We start from the raw sequence: 17330 nt of genomic DNA on the forward strand, positions 1-17330 counted from the left end.
GACTACTCCTCTCCGATTGCTGCTGCGGGCGGCGGATCTCCGAACAATTGGTCCTTGATCCTCCTGCCGGTAGGCGTGTCAGCAAGCCCGCCCATGGCGGTCTCCTTCAAGGTGTTCGGCATCGCCTGACCAACCCGGTACATGGCTGTAATCACTTCATCTGCGGGAATAATACTTTTGACCCCGGCCAGGGCCAAATCCGCGGCCACCAGCGCATTCGCCGCCCCCATCGCATTGCGCATGACACAAGGCACCTCGACCAGCCCAGCGACGGGATCACACACCAGACCGAGGGTGTTCTTCAGCGCGATGGCCACAGCCACAGCCGACTGCTCTGGTGTACCCCCCGCAAGCTCAACAACAGCTCCGGCTGCCATTGCGGAAGCGGAACCAACCTCAGCCTGGCACCCGCCTGCTGCACCTGAAATAAAGGACTGGTTCGCGATGACCATGCCTATTGCTCCTGAGGTGAACAGGAAGCGTACCATCATCTCCCTGTTAACTCCAAGCTCAGGGGCTAACCCGAATAAACATCCGGGAATAACGCCGCAGGCTCCAGCCGTAGGGGTTGCTACAATCGTGCCCATCGCCGCATTAACTTCGTTAGTTGCGATTGCGCGGCTAACCGCATTTAGCATTCTACTGCCTGAGACCGTGCTTCCGCCGGCTGCATATGCATGTAACCTCTTGCCCTCTCCGCCGGTCAGGCCGCTGTGCGAACGAATATCTTCGGTGAGCCCCCGTTCCACTGCCTGCTCCATGGTATTCAAATGCGCTTGCATCCTGCTGATCACTTGTTCACGGGTAAGGTCAGAGGCCATCATCTCTTCCTGAATCATGACTTCAGAGATCGGGATCTCTGCCTGCTCCGCAAGCTGTACCAGCTGTTCAATTGTCTTGAATTTCACGGCAGCTGCACTCCCTTCCGGCGGTCTATAGAGGAGCTATAATGCGGACCCCATGTACATCGGCAATCGCTTCGATCTTACTTCCCAGGCCGTTATCCATAGGCTGATCGGCCTCGATCAGCAGAAGAGCTTCCTGTCCCTTTCCTTTACGGGACATATGCATGCTTCCAATATTAATTTGGTGATCTGCGAGAACCTGGGCAATGGAGGCGATCATCCCGAAATGGTCCTCATGGAAGACCAGCATTGTCCAGTAATCCCCGGTCAGATTCACATCGAATCCACCTGCTTGCTTGATCTCTATCTTACCTCCGCCAATAGAGATTCCTTTGATCTCCAAGCTTCCTTGCCCATCTGTCAGGATGATTCTCGCCGTATTCGGATGTTCCTCAGGATCATCTGCCGTTATGATCAGGATATCAATATTCAGATCTTTAGCCATGAGGAGAGCATCCTTGATTCTTGGATCAAAAGTATCATATTGCAATATGCCGCCAACCAGGGCCACATCTGTTCCATGGCCCCTGTATGTCTCCGCAAAGGAACCATAAAGCACAAACTCAGCTCTCAGGGGCTGTCTGCCAAACAGCATTCGGGCCATTCTCCCAATTCGCGCAGCCCCGGCGGTATGGGAACTGGACGGTCCAATCATGGCCGGGCCGATAATGTCGAACACGGATCTGAATTTCATGTGTTCAACCATTCCTCTAGATGGGCCTTCACAAAGGCATCATCGTTCAGATGGGGATACAGGCGGTACACCCTATCAATTTCCTCCAGCTGTCCCGCCGATAATTCCTCTTCAGGATTCAGACACCATCTTCCTTCGAGAAGTCCCTGCCTGCGAAGAACCTCATGAATGCCTGGAATACATCCGTGGAATCCGTGGGAGGGATCGAACAAGGCCGCATTGGTATCTGTAATCTGTGCTCCCCTTTGAAGAAGTTCGGCCGGAATCGGGGCTCCTTGTTCACGAAGAGCCATAATTTCACCAAACAGCTCTACAGCTGTCCGTGTCCAAACGGCCCAATGTCCGAGAAGACCACCAGCAATCCCCTTCTCAAAGCTCCTTCCATCCTCCTCGAACCGGTAGGTTGTGAGCAGATCGGCCACAATATTGTCATCGTTCCCGGTATACAGCACAATTTCATCTTTTCGGCTGGACATGCAGACTGCCCGAACCACATCCAAAGTCTGGTACCTGTTGAAGGGAGCCATCTTGATGGCTTTAACGCCCGGAATCTCCGCAAGCTCTCTCCAGAACGAATAACTGAGCGGCTTTCCCCCAACAGCGGGCTGCAGATAGAATCCGAACACCGGAATAATGTCCGTAATCGCCTGGGCCCTTTTTAGCAGCTGCGCCTCGGTCCAGTCCCCCAGACCACCTGTGCTTACCAGCCCAAGATCATAGTTGTACTTAACTGCGAGTTCCGCCTCCCGAAGTGCCTGATCTGTGGGTCCGCATATTCCCGCTACCTTGATTAGCGGGCGGTTAAGCCCGGCGGCATCCACCTCTTCAGCTGCAAGACGCAGGACAGGTTCAAGCAGACCTATATCCGGTTCACGGATTTCAAACTGTGTGCTGTGTACAGCAACGGCAATCCCGCCTGCACCGGACGCCAAATAATAACGTGTCAATGCCCGCTGCCTGCGCTCATCCAGCTTACGGTCCTGATTCAGTGCCAGGGGATGCGCAGGGATGACCGTACCCTTCATCAGCAGGCTTCGGACCGAAGCGCTTAACTCCCTAGGTTCCCCCATTTAGAACGCACCTGTCCTTTCTTGGAAATGTGTAGGTTTGCCCAGGGTCTCCCCGCCCCTTTCCACCCATTCCAGTGTCCAATCGATCATTGTCCGCAGTGATACACGAGGATAGCCGAACAGCTGATGCGATTTGGAAGCATTGCTCAGTAGGGCCGTATCTCGCTCTTCTCCCGTAAATACAGGCTGCTTACCAAGACCTTCCCCAAATCTTTCGGCCAGCCAGCGAATGGAAACGGTTTCAGGGCCAGTTACGTTAAGCGTCACTGCTGGGGATTCACCAATTAATAATGAACGAATGGCCATTTCATTGGCATCTCCCTGCCAGATCACATTCACTTGACCCATCCCAAGATCAATAGGGCGTCCTTCGTTCACTGCACTGGCGACTTCAAGTAATATTCCATATCGCATATCTATGGCATAATTCAAACGAAAATTCACAACCGGGGTACCATTCTCCCGAGAGAAATATTCAAATACACGTTCCCGGCCCAGACAAGACTGCGCATACTCCCCGATCGGACCAACCGGATGCTCCTCGGAAGCTCCTCCAAGTGACACGGGGGTCAGTGGATAAATATTACCGGAGGAAAAGGAGACAATGCGCGAATTGCGATACTTCTCAGCAACACGTCCTGGAAGATACGCATTCATGGCCCAGGTGAAGTACTCTCTTCCCGTTGTGCCGAACTTGTGCCCGGCCATATAGATTACATTTGGGACATCCGGAAGTGCACGCAGAGCCTGATCACTGAGCAGATCTGCACTGATGGTCTCAATTCCGGATTCTTCAAGTTCCTTTTGCAGATTGCCTGATGAGAACCGGGATACACCAATTATTTTCTTCTTCACACCTGCCGCTTCGGCTCCCCGCCTCGCCAATTTAGCCAGACTCGGACCCATCTTCCCCCCTACGCCAAGAATCAGAATATCCCCATCCAATTGGGCCAGATCAGCGGCCAATGAAGCAGACGGCTCACTTAAGCAATTCTCTAATTCGGATACTGTTCTCACTACCCATCACCTCTTCTGATCATAAAGTCGCCTGCATTGGTCTTTCTACCCTCATAGTAGGACCCCCTATATTAAAAGACAACGACTTTAAATAGTCCGTTAATTCAAAAAAAGAACGTCCCCAAAGTGTAAATTTGGTAGACGTTCTTCTGAAATCTAATTTAACAAGGTCAGAAAGAGATCATGGCACCGCTTTCATCAAATATGGCTGAAGGATTCCAGGCCACTTCCCAGACATGATTCTCCGGATCGGCGAAATACGCAGTCCGGCCGCCCCAAAATGCTTCGTGAGGCTCGCGGAGAATTTTTGCTCCAGCTTTCCTCACCTGCTCGGTGATGTCATCCACTTGCTCAGGTTCCTCCACATTGATGGCAAGCGTAATCCCCCGGAAGTCCGGTTCCTGAATCTGAGCAGCACCCTGCTCAAGTCCAGCATCTTTTAACAGCTCGTCATACGGAAAAAGGGACAGCAAGACTCCCGCAGTAGTGAACACACTATACTGATCATTGCTAGTTGGTGTTTCTTCCCAGCCAATTTCCCGGTAAAATGCTCTCAGCTTCGGCATAGAAAGTGTTCCCAAAGTTACAAGGGTAACGCGCGCAGGTACCATTTTGATATCCCTCCATAATTTGACTTAAGGCAGTTGGAACTGTGGTGTTCCTTCCACCTTGAATTATATATTGAAAATTTAATAACTTCTATCTTATCCCCTTAAGCGTGAAAATACTATGAAGCTGGTGTCTAATTTTGACGTCGAACGATTTTATTTATTAACACCGGTAAATATTTCTCCATGATATCCCGATCAAGACCGTCCACATCCAAGGTGCTTATGAACTAAAGGGTATCCTGTACATGAGTCCTCTCCCCTAGGCTGATCTACAAGACTCTCGAATGACTATTTATCAAAATTAACATATAGCTGGTACTTTTGTATCTAAGTTCCAGATTCATATCTCTTCATCCTCTATCTTTCGACTCCATCTGAGAAAAGCCGCCTCCACTAATCAGAGGTGCCGCCCATAGTAGAACAGTAGGATATGTTTTCTTCCAAAAATATGTAAACTCTTAGTATCTTCACTCTATCATTTTGAGCTAGAATACATGAATCCAAATTGAGAAGGAGGAAACCACTTGAAGTCTATTTCACGTCAGCAATGGTTGGTCGGAGTTCTTAGTCTATCCCTAGTTCTTGCCACAGCTTCTCCAGGCGCAGCATCCGCGGCTTCAACAGTAGATGCTCAGACTGCTTCCAAATTAAAGGTCCAATCCAGATTGAATTCCAACCTTAATATCCCCCGCAGCGGGGAGTTAACCCCAGGTGCGGTACCCTTCCTGAAATCCTCAACCTCAACGAATACACCGAAGAACTTCGTTCCGGAGAGTGACAGCAGTAATCTGACCACCGTAATCGTCCAGCTGCAAAATGATCCTATTAAAGTTTTCGAGAAACAGTCAGCCGGTGCCAATCTCGCGGATCATGCCAGCAAAGTTCGTGTTGAGCACAATACCTTTAAGTCAGCTGCCCAGGCGCTCCGCGGTCTGACATTTAAGAGAGAGTACTCCAAAGTGTTCAACGGATATTCCGTTGAGCTTCCCGCGAATCAGGTAGACGGCCTGCTCAAGCTGCCAGGGGTGAAGGCTGTATTTCCTAACTTGACTTATCATGCTATCCCGGTCGAATCCACGGGTGAAGTAGGACCCTCCGCGGATAACAGTATTCCTTATATCGGTGCGCCCAAGTGGTGGGAAGAAGGCTACAAAGGTAAAGGGGTAAAAGTCGCTGTTATTGACACTGGTGTTGACTATAATCATCCAAGCCTTAAGGGAGCTTACAAAGGCGGATATGACTTCGTAGATAATGACAAAGACCCATCCGAAACAAGACCGGATCCTACCAAGCCTCCTATCGACGGGAAGCCATACGATACCGAGCATGGAACCCATGTATCCGGAACAATTGTGGGACGCGGGAATCCAAATGATTCCCAGGGCAAGGAAGGATGGGCACGGGGCGTTGCGCCTGAAGCGGATCTCTATGTCTACCGTGTTCTTGGTCCTTACGGCAATGGTACTACCGAGAATGTAGTTGCCGGTATCGAAGAGGCCGTCGCCGATGGAAATGACGTAATCAACCTGTCTCTAGGCTCGGACTTTAACAATCAATACACAGCGGACAGTATAGCCGTTGATAACGCGGTAAAGGCTGGAGTCGAAGTGGCTGTATCCGCCGGCAATGAAGGCCCCGGGGATGAGACACTTGGAAGTCCGGGCGGCTCCCAGCTCGCGATCTCCGTGGGTGCTTCCACCCCTCCGGGCGACACCCCTATTTTCAAATCGGCTGAGCTTGGTGATCTGTATGCATACTTGACCACTTACTCGCCCGAGCTTAAGGACAATAAGGACGGCTGGGGAGTTGCCTTCGCGGGTCTTGGCAAGCCAGCTGATTTCGCCGGGGTGGATGTCAAAGGCAAAATCGCTCTGATCTCACGCGGCGAAATTTCCTTCCATGACAAGGCTGTAAATGCCAAAGCGGCGGGCGCCGCCGGTGTGATCATTTTCAACAATGTTCCAGGGGAAATTCAAGCCACCCTCGGTAGTGAAGGCGATTATGTGCCAACGTATACCATCACTCAGGAAGATGGACTTAGTCTGAAAGCGAAAGCTGAAGCATCGGATTACAAGATCCATATTGGTGCTGTCCATGAACAGGATCTCCTGGCGGATTTCAGCTCCCGCGGACCTGCACTTCCCGACTATTCCATCAAGCCGGATATCACAGCACCAGGCGTAGCCATTACCTCTTCCATACCTTCCTGGAATGGGGATTACAGCAGCGCCTATGAATCCCTGCAAGGGACAAGCATGGCGTCTCCTCATGTCGCGGGAGCAGCGGCGCTATTGATTCAGCGTTCCAAGTCGGAAAGCAAGGAGAACCATCTAGGTCCTGAACAGATCAAGGCTCTGCTCACGAATAATGCGGTAGAGATTCATGATCGTTCCGGTACTCCATACTCGGTGCAGCTTCAAGGCGCTGGTCGGATTGATCTGGGTAATGCGCTCACAGCCGAAGCGATCGCTTCGGTCAAAGAGAAGCTTCCAATTGAGCTTCAGGGATCAACAAATAGTGAGTATCAGACAGGCAGTCTCTCGTTTGGACTACAGGCTGGCGGAGCAACGGTTACGAAGGAGATTACTCTGAACAATATTGCGGGTACCAAGCAAACCTATGATGTGCAGGTGAACTGGACCGCAGAAGGCAAGAATGCTCCTTCCCTCATCTCCTCCAATCAGCAGATCACCTTGCAGCCTGGACAAAAGCAGGCCACCTTTACGGTGAAGCTGACCGTTCCTAAGGGAGCACCTGAGGGCAAATTCGAAGGACAGGTCCTCCTCGTCAAGCAAGGGGACGGTCATACTCTACGCTTGCCGGCAAGCGTATATGTTGGTGAAGATCTCAGCATCAGCGAAATTAACAATATCGCCTTTTCGAACGACATCTTCTCTCCTAACAAAGATTACTTAGCTGACACAACCGATGTATCATTCAATATTAATTATCCAATCAAAGATTTTGATTTGGTCGTTAACAGTGACACTGAAGGAGATCAAGGAACTCTGTACAATGGGCTGAATCATGCCCCTGTTCATAACCCTGACAATTATACGATTACAGACTGGGATGCCAGAGTAACCGATCATGGTCAAGAAAAATCGTTAAAGGATGGACTTTACTGGCTGACTCCGGTCATCCATGATACGAATTCACGGCTTGACAAAGAACGTGCGCCGTTCGTCGTTGATCGCGAAGCTCCGAAAGCCGAGATTGATCAGCCTGGACTTGTTATCAAGGATGGAGATGGAACGAAAGGGACGATTTCCGGCAAGATTCTGGGAGATACTCTCCTTAATGTGCTTCCGAATGTGAAATACTCCGATGTTATTGGAGTTGCCGTATTGACTACGGATCCTAACGGTACTTATACTCAAGCGGATGGTGTAATCGATGACAACGGTCACTTCAGTGTCGATGTTCCTGTCTATCCGGACACCGACAGCAGTTATGAAGTCTATGTATATGATGCAGCTTCCAATGGTCTACTGACTCCGCTTGCTACCTTGAAGAAGAACCAGGAACAGGCCAAAATCTATGCTGATCCTCAGACACAGGAGGCCAAGACGAACGCTGAATTCCAAGTTGGAATTAAATTTGCCACAACTGCTAAAGTGAGCTCGGCCTCCTTCAGTCTTCAATATCCGAAGAACTTGAAGCTGAATAACGTTAAGTTGGACCCTTCAGCTGTGCCGAATGCCCAAGATGCGGTGGTTACACAGGATATTGTGGATGCGCCTAACGGAGACAAGCAGCTGAATTACTCGGTCTCATTGAAGAGCGGTACCTTTACAGGATCGGGTCAACTTGCGAGTGTGAGCTTCCAATCGGCTGATGCAGGTAATTACTCCCTTACACTTGCATCCGCTGCTGTGAAAGCGGGAGCTGTTCAAGTACCGGTTACTGGACTGAATTCGGTACAGGTTGTTGTCAAATCCGGTGGAACGGATCCGGGAACGCCTGAACCTGGCGTGTTCAGCCTGGATTCAGAAGATTATTCCTTGCTCGTAGGAGAACAATTTGAGACCGTAGCCCTGTTCACTGATCAGAATGGCAAGGTCAAGAATGTCTCTTCCGAGGCCGTCTACACTTCCAAGAATCCAAAAGTGGTAACGGTTGATAAGGATGGCACCCTTACAGGTGTGAGCAAAGGTGTCACACAAATTACGGCGACTTATAAAGGACATACCGTTACAGTCGGTGTTCTGGTTGTTGTTCCTTATGTGAAGCCTTCCACCACCACAGACTCTTCTCTGGATAGTACTCAGCCGAAGCAAGCTGAAACTGTACAGCCTGGGGTAGCGCAGCCTCAACTGCCTCTTGAAAATTAATTAATTTATCCCGTAATGAATGAGGGGTCTGCCCAAAAGTCCAATGCGACTTTCTGGGCAGACCCCGTTCTATAAGTAAAATTAGTGAGTTCATGGTAAGACAGCGTGTAAGTTGGTTCCGAGAATCGCTGATACTCGTAGATTCCATTTCTTTATGGGAATTCTTAAGTTCAATTTATATAAGTGCTTATTTATGTAGCTCCGCTTTGGCTAATACTAGATTACATCCGAGTACAGTCTGTGGCTCATTTGTTCTCTGTGCTGCTGATTACGCAGTTTTTGTCTTGCCCGGTACAGTAGAATTTTGAACCTGGATAATCCAATCCCCATCATATCTGCGGACTCCTGATACGAGAAGCCTTTAAAGTCATACAGAAGAACGGTCTGTCTCTGAACCTCGGTCAATGAATCCAGCATTTCGGATACCGCTTGCTGCTTCTCCTTGATGATGAAGATGGACTCCGGTGTATCCGTCTCCGGAAGCTCATTAAAATAATCCGAATCGTAATATTGCATCCTTTTTTCTTTGCGCACCTTATCAATGAACAATCGGTAAGCCACTCTCAGCAGCCACGGTCTTACTCGGCCTTGATGCTCAGGCTTCAGATGAACCAAAGCACGCGCGAATGTCTCCTGAGTCAAATCCTCTGCCAGATGGTGATTCTTCCCCAAATACAGCAGGTATAAATATACATCTTTTTTGTAGTCTCTATATATATTTTCTATTTGAACACAGTCCATTAAACTCTCCCCTTCGATGAATTGGCTTTGAACAGTTACAACTTGAATCCATAATCAAGCAGCTTACTTGAGTCCTTCCACACGCCCTCAGCTGTGGAGTGGAGGACCACACTGATCAGATTCCTGCCCTTTCGGCTTGCTGAAGCTACGAGACAATACCCTGCCTCATCAGTGAAGCCTGTCTTTATCCCGTCAGCACCCTGAAAATAATACTCGCCTCCACTTTGAATCAGCTTATTGCGATTGGAGAATGAAATATTAGACAGCGTGGCTTTGTGTTTTTGCTCCGCGACTATATTCCGGAAATCCTTATTTCTCATGGCAGTCTGGGCAATCAGCGCCATATCCTTTGCCGTAGAATAATGATTCGGGTCATGCAGGCCGTGTGGATTAACAAAGTGGGAAGCCTCGGCTCCCAGCTCAATAGCCCGGGTGTTCATCAGACCGGCGAAATAGGCTTCGGACTCTTCCGGGGACATGCTGTGTCCCGAATCTAATCTTGCGATATATCTGGCTGCAGTTCGGGCTGCATCATTGCCGGAGGGAAGCAGCATCGCGGCTACGAGGTCTCTCAATCTCAGCTTTTGACCCTGCTTAAGCCCCGCAGAGCTCTCGCCCTGTGTTCGAAGATGGACTTCCTCTCCCACGGTAATGATGTCGCTCGGATTCCCCTTCTCCAGCGTGATGAGTGCTGTTAAAATTTTGGTTGTGCTTGCCGGATACAGACGCTCGGTATCATTAATGGAATACAGGATATCCCCCGTATCCTCATCCATAAGTAAAATTCCTTCCCCCTCAAGACCAGGCAAGGAAGGGTGATTCATATCCCTCCACTGCATCTTAACCTCGTGCATAAGGGCAGTAGTATGCCGTTTTAAATTCCCGGAGCTTAATTCAACAAGCAGAAGTACAACAATTAGGAACCCTGTTATGAATGCTATTTTTCGTTTAATCACCTTGAAACTCTCCTCTACTAACCAACGTCCGCCAATGATTCTATTATCCGGGGTATAACTTTCGCTACGCCTAAGAAAATATTAAGAATATATTAAGAATTGTCTACGAGTTCATAGATTGGGGTGATTTACGGGCGGGGATTTTATAGAGTCAAACGACAAAATAAGCATGTCCCCAACTAACCCGGTGACATGCTTCTTACTTTGTGAGATGTTTTGTTACTAAGCATTCTGACTGATCCGTACGGTGAATACCGTTTGCTCCTCATCACTTGTAACCCGAATCGAACCTTGGTGAAGATCCACAATGTGTTTGGCAATCGCAAGTCCAATTCCCGAACCGCCTGTGTTCTTATCACGGGATTTCTCCACTCTGTAGAAGCGTTCGAACAAGCGAGGAATATCCGATTCAGGGATCGGTTCACCATAATTGATCACATCAATAACCGCGTCCTGACCTTCGATTCTCCCCCTGATATCCAGGAATCGGCCCTCATTTCCATAACGGATGGCGTTTGAAATAAGATTCTCATACACTCTTCTAAGCTTGTCGCCATCAGCAATAACAATCATCTGGTTCTGCTCGAAGAACAGCCTGGACTCCATTCCGCTCTCGCCGAGCTGCCACTGGAACTGTGCAGTGATCTGATGGAGCATTTCCACCAAATTGATTCTTGACTTATTCAGCGTCATTTCCCGGTTGCGCAGGCGCGTATACTCGAATAGATCCTCCAGGAGCTGCTTCAGCCTTAACGATTCCTCATAGGCCATGTTGTTATAATATCTGAGCTCCACTTCATCCCGGTAACGATCCTGATCGATAAGGCCAAGATACCCGGTAATTGTGGTTAGCGGCGTCCTAAGGTCATGCGATACGTTCGTAATGAGCTCATTCTTCGTCTGTTCCGCCCGCCGCTCTTCCTCCAGCGAGATTCTAAGCCTCTCCATCATCCGGTTAATGTCCGCAGCGAGCTGTCCCAGCTTTCCTATCGAGCGAACCGTAACTTTGCGGTCAAGCTGCCCCTCCTCCAGGTTGTGCACTTCTTCAATAAGCAGGGCCAGGTAATTCTGCTCTTGTCTTCGGCTCTCTCTGCGGTACAGATAGATACCCGTAATCACAATAACTGGAATGGAAGCCACGTAATAGATCTCTGGACGGCCTATTCCAAAATAAAAGAATCGGACAATACGGATGATGTTCAAATTACCGTAGTTGTAATATAGGTAGTTAATTAGCATATAGAGCAAGGAACACAGAATGGCCGAGGCTACCACGGTCCAGAAGAACCATTTGAAGAATCTTAAGCTAGATCTCAATTTTGTAGCCAACCCCCCATACGGTGCGAATCAGCTTCTCACCGCGCATTTCCTTCTCCAGCTTGTCCCGCAGGCGGCTGATATGAACCGTAACGGAATTGTTATTTTCAAAATACTTATCCTTCCAGATCAACTCAAAAATATCCTCCGAGCTGAATACCCGCCCTGGCTGACTCGCCAGCAGGAAGAGAATACTGAATTCAATCGGGGTAAGCTTAACCGGACGGTCGTCTACCCTGACCGAGTGGGTCTCCTTATCAATCTGCAGGGAACCAAGCTCAATTAAATGGTCTCTAGCCGTAAGTGCAGGCTGTGCACTGTAGAAGGCGCGTCTCAATAATGATTTTACCCGGGCTACCAGCTCCAGCGGATTGAAAGGCTTCACCATATAGTCGTCCGCCCCAGTCATCAGACCGGTTATTTTATCCATATCGCCGTCCTTGGCGCTCAGCATCAGAATGGGGGTCATATTCGTCTCTCTGATCTTGAGACATACCGTAATTCCGTCCATCCCTGGCATCATAATATCCAGAACAACCAGATGGATCACTTCATTCTGCATGATCTCCAGCGCCTTGAAGCCATTCTCGGCTTTGAACACGACGTAACCTTCATTAAGAAGATAAATTTCGATCAGCTTCGCAATTTTGTCATCATCATCTACGATCAGTATGTGTCTTTCCATACCCTTCATCCTTTGTCATTGATTTGTGCTTGAATCATCATAACATGATTCCGAATTTTGTTTTCAAACAAAAGGTTAAGAAAGAGTTAAGAAGTTCTTAATATTTTGTAGGATTAGACTTTGGGGTAATACGTTACAGTAGGGTCAGTAAGATCAGTAAGGATCACTCAGGAGGACAGGAACCATGATTTTATTTATTCATCGAAAAGATCTTCGCGCCCACGATCTTGCCGCTTTCGAGCTTATTGCTGACAAACAGCAGACGAGCCTGCATATATTTATTGCCGATCCCACCCTGCTTACTCCTGAGCGCAGAAATGAGCATAGCGGCATTCATTTTCTCAGTCAGGTTAGAAGCCTGCAAGGATTATATACTCAGGCAGGCCGAAGGCTTCACATCCTGTATGGGGATCCCGAGCAGATCGTAGATGCGATTCTCGGGCAGTACCCAGTTCGAGAAATGATGCTTGGGAGAGATTATACGCCATATGCAGTTGCACGGGATCATAAGCTTAAGCAGACAGCCAGGCGGCATGGAGTCATGGTCACCTCTCTTCACGATCAGACCTTGATCGATCTTGAAGATTTCCATGCTTTTGCCGGACGCAAGGAACCTTACAAAGTATTTACGCCCTTCTACCGAAAATGGAAAGAATATTTGGAGTTGTTCTTCCGGCCTCCCGGAACTGCTTCGGTGTCTGACCTGCATACGGCGGACCTGCAACCAGAGTTCCTGGATCGCTTTCGCCTTCCATTTCTTCTGGAGGACTACCCAGCTGCCGAAGAGCCAAGCATTCAGCTCGCAGATTTCATTGAGGACGATCTGAGTAATTACGAGCGGGAGCGGGATCGTTATGGAACTGAAGGGACAAGCCGGATTAGCGGGGCACTGAATACCGGAGCGCTGTCGATAAGGGCAGTCTACCAGCAGGTGATGGGTATTCCGGAAGGAGAAGCCTGGCGCAGACAGCTCGCTTGGCGGGATTTCTATCTCTATCAATCGGTGTTTGACCCCGACTTTTATCACTATGAACAGCGCTATGATCTATCACTGCTGAACGATAAGCTGTTCAGCGCCTGGACACAGGCCGAGACCGGGATTCCAGTCATCGATGCAGCCATGACCCAACTTAACGAGACCGGGCAGCTGCCTAACCGGCTTCGGATGGTGACAGCCATGTTCCTCACCAAGAATCTGCTTTGTCCCTTCCCTCTCGGAGAAGCTTACTTCCGGCTAAAGCTGGCTGACTATGATAACGCGCCGAACCGCGGGGGCTGGCTATGGAGCTCCTCCCTCGGCTTCGATGCAGCCCCTTACTTCCGAATTATGAACCCGGTCAATCAGTCGGAGAAGTTCGATCCTATGGGCAGCTACATCCGCAGATGGCTTCCGCAGCTTGCGGATGTAGAAGGACGGGAGATTCACCGTCCAAGTCCCCATGCTATTGTGGACCTAAAGGCTTCCCGGGAACGGGCGATCGGAGTCTATAAGGAGATATTAAGGAGCCGGACGGTGGGTGGGCAGAAAGAAAATATCTAACAAACAATTAAATCTGTGATTTTCAAGAAAACAAAGTATATAAAAAAAGAACCGGCCTATGCCGGTTCGAGTCACATATCGGCTTAAAATTGAAATAAGCCATTCTTATAAGCAAGATTAAATAGCTCAACCCAGGTAATTATTGTACCAAATGTAAAAATAATTATAAGAAACAAGAAAGTTCTAGTCTTCCTTTTAGTGAAATAAACTAAGATTGTCATAATTAGCGCTACGACAGCTAAAATATTAGAAATGAATGTTTCTAACAAGACATCAACCCTTACTCTACTGAATTATGATAACAATAGTCAGGTACATCTAGTGCATAGACCACAGTTACACCATAGCCATCATCTACATACTGTAAAAAACCAGCTGTAGCCCATGTTATTCCAGAAAAGGCTCCTAGAATTGCAGCATCGGCCTGCCCCAGAAACGGAACCCAGGCTGTTGCCACAGCCGTAACACCAGCACCCCCCGCTATCATATTTAATGCACCTTCTAAGTGTTGTGTTCCAATTTCGTTGTAAGTATCCTCGTAGCCCCACCAATAATCATGTTCAATCATCGATGGAGTATGTGATGTAAACCATGCTTCAGAAAGGTCATGTGTTGAGTTCGCTGAAAAAAGTCTTGTATCTTTTCTCAGATGAGTAACAGTATCGACCATCTTATTCTTTACTAAATTATTATATTGATTAATTTTATTTTTAATTACGTTGATTTCCTCTAAGGATAATCCAAGATTTGTGAGACTTTTTGTTGCATTTACTGTACCATCTGCATTAGTTTGAACATAGGGCGCAACTTTAGAGATAGCACTTTCTGCTTTTTGCCCTAATTCACTACTTTGCGAATACTTAGGTAATGCAGGCAATTTAGAAGAGATCACTACTGGTGAAGTTAACGTACTCGATGTTGCTGCCAAAGAGGCTGTTGGTAATGCTAAGATAGCTAATAATGCAACAGAAGCTGTAAAAAATTTTTTCATATTTTACCTCCTAATTTTAACTTTTCATTCCCATATTTAATGACAATATTTAATGACAAGGGATTGAAGTAAAATTAGATTAACATAACCTAGTTATAAACAATATAATACATATTAGGTATTATATTCCAAATAATTGCAGCAACACAGTAACTGCTAAAATTGTTTTGGAATTAATATTTAGCTTACCATTTATATTTCTAATATGTGTCCTCACGGTATTTTCGCTAATATATAGTTTTTCACTTATAGCTTTATAGTCAAAATCAGAAATCCAGTACATTAATATTTCTCGTTCTCTTTTCGATAGACTTAGAATTAAGTCAGGATTATTGGCAGAAAAGTCTGACAGAATACAATAAAGCTCTTCTTTGTCCATTTAACCTCCTATAATTTGTTTAATATATAATTAATTACCATTATAAATTGTTAAAGATCAATAATCTACTTGATGATAAGGATTCATATATACCTGTACCAACTCTGCCGAATTCAATTTTCGTCTCCTACACCGACCATCCGGTGGACCTTACCTTTCTGGTATTCGAATAAAAAAGAAATATTCATCCCTCAATGGTTCAATGTAACGTGTTATCCTTTAACTACTACGAATTCTGCAATAAGAGATTGGATAATTATGATACAGAAGCTAACAAGATGGGCCAAACAATTGAAAAGAAAAGTAGTTATACTGTATTTCGCATATAAAGATGAACGGACACCTTGGACTGCAAAAATACTTGCGATTTGTGTGGTCGCCTATGCGTTTAGTCCGGTTGATCTGATTCCGGATTTCATCCCTGTGCTTGGTAATTTGGATGATGTAATCTTGGTTCCGCTGGGGTTGCAATTATTCTAAGAATGATCCCCAAGCCAGTAGTTGAAGACTGCACGATCCGAGCGTAGCAGCAGATGAAAGAGAAGAAACCCGCAAATTGGATATCGGGCAGTTTGATCATTTTGGTGTGGATCGCGGCGTTTGTATGGATAACAACACTTGCTTTACGTTATTTCGGGTAATTTAATTCTTAACATGGATAAAAGAAGCCTTGCTCACAACTAGTTGAGCAAGGCTTCTTCAATAGCGAGGTGACTCCTCGTTCACGTTCATACCGCTATCGTAATACAATTGCCTGGCTGTTTCTCAGCCAGGCTCCAGCACCCTCTATTTACCTTGCTTGATTGCATCTCTCACCGGAACCCCGAAATTCGGGGTTCCATCCTCGTTCCAGCCAAATACCTGTGCCCGGGTATGACGGTTCGGATCATACAGCGGATCTCCGGTAATCTCCTTATAATTGCGGGCATGATAGATAATCACATCCTGTCCATCCTCGGACACGGTGAAGCTGTTATGACCCGGACCATACTCGCCTGTCTCTTCGTTCGTCTGGAACACAGGTTCAGGCGACTTGGTCCAGGAGTCTGGATCAAGCAGATCCGATGACTCATCGGCGCTAAGCAGACCCATACAGTAGTTATGATCTGTAGCACTTGCCGAGTAACTGATGAATATCCGGCCATTGCGTTTGAGTACGGCTGCTCCCTCATTTACCTTGAACCCGATAACTTCCCACGGATACTCCGGAGTGGAGATCATGACTTGCTGCCCGCTCAGAGTCCAGGGATTGCTCATAGTCGAGATATACAGGTTAGAGTTCCCCTCGATCAAAGGATCCTTCTGCGCCCATACATAATACAAGTTGCCTTGATGTTCAAAGGTCGTCGCATCCAGCGAGAAGGTCTCCCACACGGTTCGCACCTGCCCCTTCTCTACCCACTTCCCTTCCAGCGGATTGGCAGATTCATTCTCCAAAGCATACATCCGGTGATCGAACAGACCTTCCTTCGTCTCAGTTGTTCTGGCTGCGGCGAAATAAATGTACCATTTACCCTGAATAAAATGAATCTCCGGCGCCCAGATGTTCGCACTGAGCATCCCGGTCTCGTATTTGCGCCATGCCACTACAGCCTCGGCATCGCGTAAGCCCTCCAAAGTCTTAGAACGGCGAATTTCTATCCGGTCGTATTCCGGAACCGATGCGGTGAAGTAATAGTAACCGTCGCTATGCTTATATACCCACGGGTCGGCACGCTGTTCCACTAATGGATTGTTATATTCTCTGGTTGCGTCCATTGCTCTCGTCTCCTTTAAATTAAGCGATTACCACTCAATATATCTATGATTTATTAGCTCCTACCCATCTGGAGTCTCCCGGATAAGGACATACGGAGTCCACCAGCCTCGCTCTAACCGCCACCAGACAACCGCAGTGCCTGCATGTAGTTCCATATTGAAGCGACTGACAGCTCAGGCAGCGGTCAAGACGCCGCTCGTACTCCTCATCGTCTACCGCAGGCCGGTTCTGTGTCGCCATTTCAATCAGCCGCGCAAGCTTCTCCGGTGAAATTTGGACACTCTCTGAGCAGCCTTTGCAGCCTTGGACACCCCGCATATTCCCGCTCATC

The 17330-nt window shown here is 47.8% G+C and carries 16 protein-coding genes; 3 read left to right on the plus strand and 13 right to left on the minus strand.

Annotated features, from left to right (window positions below):
* Positions 1 to 2 precede the first annotated feature (2 nt).
* The 5 genes from sdaAA to ACRRNK_RS13105 form a co-directional block, all read right to left on the minus strand.
* Complete coding sequence (gene sdaAA / locus ACRRNK_RS13085) at positions 3 to 908, minus strand: L-serine ammonia-lyase, iron-sulfur-dependent, subunit alpha (RefSeq protein ID WP_433943180.1); 906 nt, start codon at positions 906 to 908, stop codon at positions 3 to 5.
* Positions 909 to 933: 25 nt separating this feature from the next.
* On the minus strand, positions 934 to 1599 hold the full coding sequence (gene sdaAB, locus ACRRNK_RS13090; protein WP_433943181.1) for an L-serine ammonia-lyase, iron-sulfur-dependent subunit beta: 666 nt from the start codon (positions 1597 to 1599) through the stop codon (positions 934 to 936).
* Positions 1596 to 2669, minus strand: a complete 1074-nt coding sequence (locus ACRRNK_RS13095) for a dihydrodipicolinate synthase family protein (RefSeq protein WP_433943182.1) — start codon at positions 2667 to 2669, stop codon at positions 1596 to 1598. Before ACRRNK_RS13095 ends, sdaAB begins: the two co-directional genes overlap by 4 nt.
* Positions 2670 to 3686 carry an NAD-dependent epimerase/dehydratase family protein gene (locus ACRRNK_RS13100; protein WP_433943183.1) on the minus strand — a complete coding sequence of 339 codons (1017 nt, stop codon included), beginning with the start codon at positions 3684 to 3686 and terminating at the stop codon, positions 2670 to 2672.
* Positions 3687 to 3856: 170 nt separating this feature from the next.
* The gene (locus ACRRNK_RS13105; protein ID WP_433943184.1) at positions 3857 to 4297 is read right to left on the minus strand and encodes a VOC family protein; all 441 of its coding nucleotides are present in this window, start codon (positions 4295 to 4297) and stop codon (positions 3857 to 3859) included.
* Between the two features lie 524 nt (positions 4298 to 4821).
* On the opposite strand from ACRRNK_RS13105, the gene ACRRNK_RS13110 reads away from it, so the two are divergent.
* A complete protein-coding gene (locus tag ACRRNK_RS13110; protein WP_433943185.1) occupies positions 4822 to 8631 on the plus strand; it encodes a S8 family serine peptidase in 3810 nt (1269 codons plus the stop codon).
* Between the two features lie 216 nt (positions 8632 to 8847).
* Here the strand turns inward: ACRRNK_RS13110 and ACRRNK_RS13115 are convergent, their stop codons facing one another.
* From ACRRNK_RS13115 to ACRRNK_RS13130, 4 genes are all read right to left on the minus strand, one after another.
* Complete coding sequence (locus ACRRNK_RS13115) at positions 8848 to 9372, minus strand: sigma-70 family RNA polymerase sigma factor (protein WP_433943186.1); 525 nt, start codon at positions 9370 to 9372, stop codon at positions 8848 to 8850.
* 35 nt (positions 9373 to 9407) lie between these two features.
* A complete protein-coding gene (locus ACRRNK_RS13120; RefSeq protein ID WP_433943187.1) occupies positions 9408 to 10328 on the minus strand; it encodes a D-alanyl-D-alanine carboxypeptidase family protein in 921 nt (306 codons plus the stop codon).
* Positions 10329 to 10550: 222 nt separating this feature from the next.
* Entirely contained in the window at positions 10551 to 11645 is a 1095-nt protein-coding gene (locus ACRRNK_RS13125) for a sensor histidine kinase (RefSeq protein WP_433943188.1), read from the minus strand.
* Positions 11635 to 12330, minus strand: a complete 696-nt coding sequence (locus ACRRNK_RS13130; RefSeq protein WP_433943189.1) for a response regulator transcription factor — start codon at positions 12328 to 12330, stop codon at positions 11635 to 11637. Before ACRRNK_RS13130 ends, ACRRNK_RS13125 begins: the two co-directional genes overlap by 11 nt.
* Positions 12331 to 12514: 184 nt before the next feature.
* Here ACRRNK_RS13130 and ACRRNK_RS13135 point away from each other — a divergent pair, with 184 nt between their 5' ends.
* A complete protein-coding gene (locus tag ACRRNK_RS13135) occupies positions 12515 to 13870 on the plus strand; it encodes a cryptochrome/photolyase family protein (RefSeq protein ID WP_433943190.1) in 1356 nt (451 codons plus the stop codon).
* A 280-nt stretch (positions 13871 to 14150) separates the two neighbouring features.
* Here ACRRNK_RS13135 and ACRRNK_RS13140 read toward each other — a convergent pair whose 3' ends face one another.
* Both ACRRNK_RS13140 and ACRRNK_RS13145 read right to left on the minus strand, forming a co-directional pair.
* Complete coding sequence (locus tag ACRRNK_RS13140) at positions 14151 to 14861, minus strand: hypothetical protein (RefSeq protein ID WP_433943191.1); 711 nt, start codon at positions 14859 to 14861, stop codon at positions 14151 to 14153.
* 121 nt (positions 14862 to 14982) lie between these two features.
* Positions 14983 to 15240, minus strand: a complete 258-nt coding sequence (locus tag ACRRNK_RS13145; RefSeq protein ID WP_433943192.1) for a LuxR C-terminal-related transcriptional regulator — start codon at positions 15238 to 15240, stop codon at positions 14983 to 14985.
* A gap of 258 nt (positions 15241 to 15498) precedes the next feature.
* On the opposite strand from ACRRNK_RS13145, the gene ACRRNK_RS13150 reads away from it, so the two are divergent.
* A complete protein-coding gene (locus tag ACRRNK_RS13150; RefSeq protein WP_433943193.1) occupies positions 15499 to 15720 on the plus strand; it encodes a YkvA family protein in 222 nt (73 codons plus the stop codon).
* Positions 15721 to 16026: 306 nt separating this feature from the next.
* Here ACRRNK_RS13150 and ACRRNK_RS13155 read toward each other — a convergent pair whose 3' ends face one another.
* Both ACRRNK_RS13155 and ACRRNK_RS13160 read right to left on the minus strand, forming a co-directional pair.
* Entirely contained in the window at positions 16027 to 16998 is a 972-nt protein-coding gene (locus tag ACRRNK_RS13155) for a glycoside hydrolase family 43 protein (RefSeq protein WP_433943194.1), read from the minus strand.
* Positions 16999 to 17041: 43 nt separating this feature from the next.
* The gene (locus ACRRNK_RS13160; RefSeq protein WP_433943195.1) at positions 17042 to 17329 is read right to left on the minus strand and encodes a DUF6171 family protein; all 288 of its coding nucleotides are present in this window, start codon (positions 17327 to 17329) and stop codon (positions 17042 to 17044) included.
* Between the last annotated feature and the right edge of the window lies 1 nt (position 17330).

Origin of the sequence: Paenibacillus sp. SN-8-1, from assembly GCF_050995535.1 — a bacterium.
GTDB lineage: Bacteria > Bacillota > Bacilli > Paenibacillales > Paenibacillaceae > Fontibacillus.

Excerpts from the sequence above, each read along its gene's own strand:
- sdaAB (WP_433943181.1), bottom strand. The coding sequence starts at position 1,599 with ATGAAATTCAGATCCGTGTTCGACATTATCGGCCCGGCCATGATTGGA.
- ACRRNK_RS13095 (WP_433943182.1), bottom strand. The coding sequence starts at position 2,669 with ATGGGGGAACCTAGGGAGTTAAGCGCTTCGGTCCGAAGCCTGCTGATG.
- ACRRNK_RS13105 (WP_433943184.1), bottom strand. The coding sequence starts at position 4,297 with ATGGTACCTGCGCGCGTTACCCTTGTAACTTTGGGAACACTTTCTATG.
- ACRRNK_RS13115 (WP_433943186.1), bottom strand. The coding sequence starts at position 9,372 with ATGGACTGTGTTCAAATAGAAAATATATATAGAGACTACAAAAAAGAT.
- ACRRNK_RS13130 (WP_433943189.1), bottom strand. The coding sequence starts at position 12,330 with ATGGAAAGACACATACTGATCGTAGATGATGATGACAAAATTGCGAAG.
- ACRRNK_RS13135 (WP_433943190.1), top strand. The coding sequence starts at position 12,515 with ATGATTTTATTTATTCATCGAAAAGATCTTCGCGCCCACGATCTTGCC.
- ACRRNK_RS13140 (WP_433943191.1), bottom strand. The coding sequence starts at position 14,861 with ATGAAAAAATTTTTTACAGCTTCTGTTGCATTATTAGCTATCTTAGCA.
- ACRRNK_RS13145 (WP_433943192.1), bottom strand. The coding sequence starts at position 15,240 with ATGGACAAAGAAGAGCTTTATTGTATTCTGTCAGACTTTTCTGCCAAT.
- ACRRNK_RS13150 (WP_433943193.1), top strand. The coding sequence starts at position 15,499 with ATGATACAGAAGCTAACAAGATGGGCCAAACAATTGAAAAGAAAAGTA.
- ACRRNK_RS13155 (WP_433943194.1), bottom strand. The coding sequence starts at position 16,998 with ATGGACGCAACCAGAGAATATAACAATCCATTAGTGGAACAGCGTGCC.
- ACRRNK_RS13160 (WP_433943195.1), bottom strand. The coding sequence starts at position 17,329 with ATGAGCGGGAATATGCGGGGTGTCCAAGGCTGCAAAGGCTGCTCAGAG.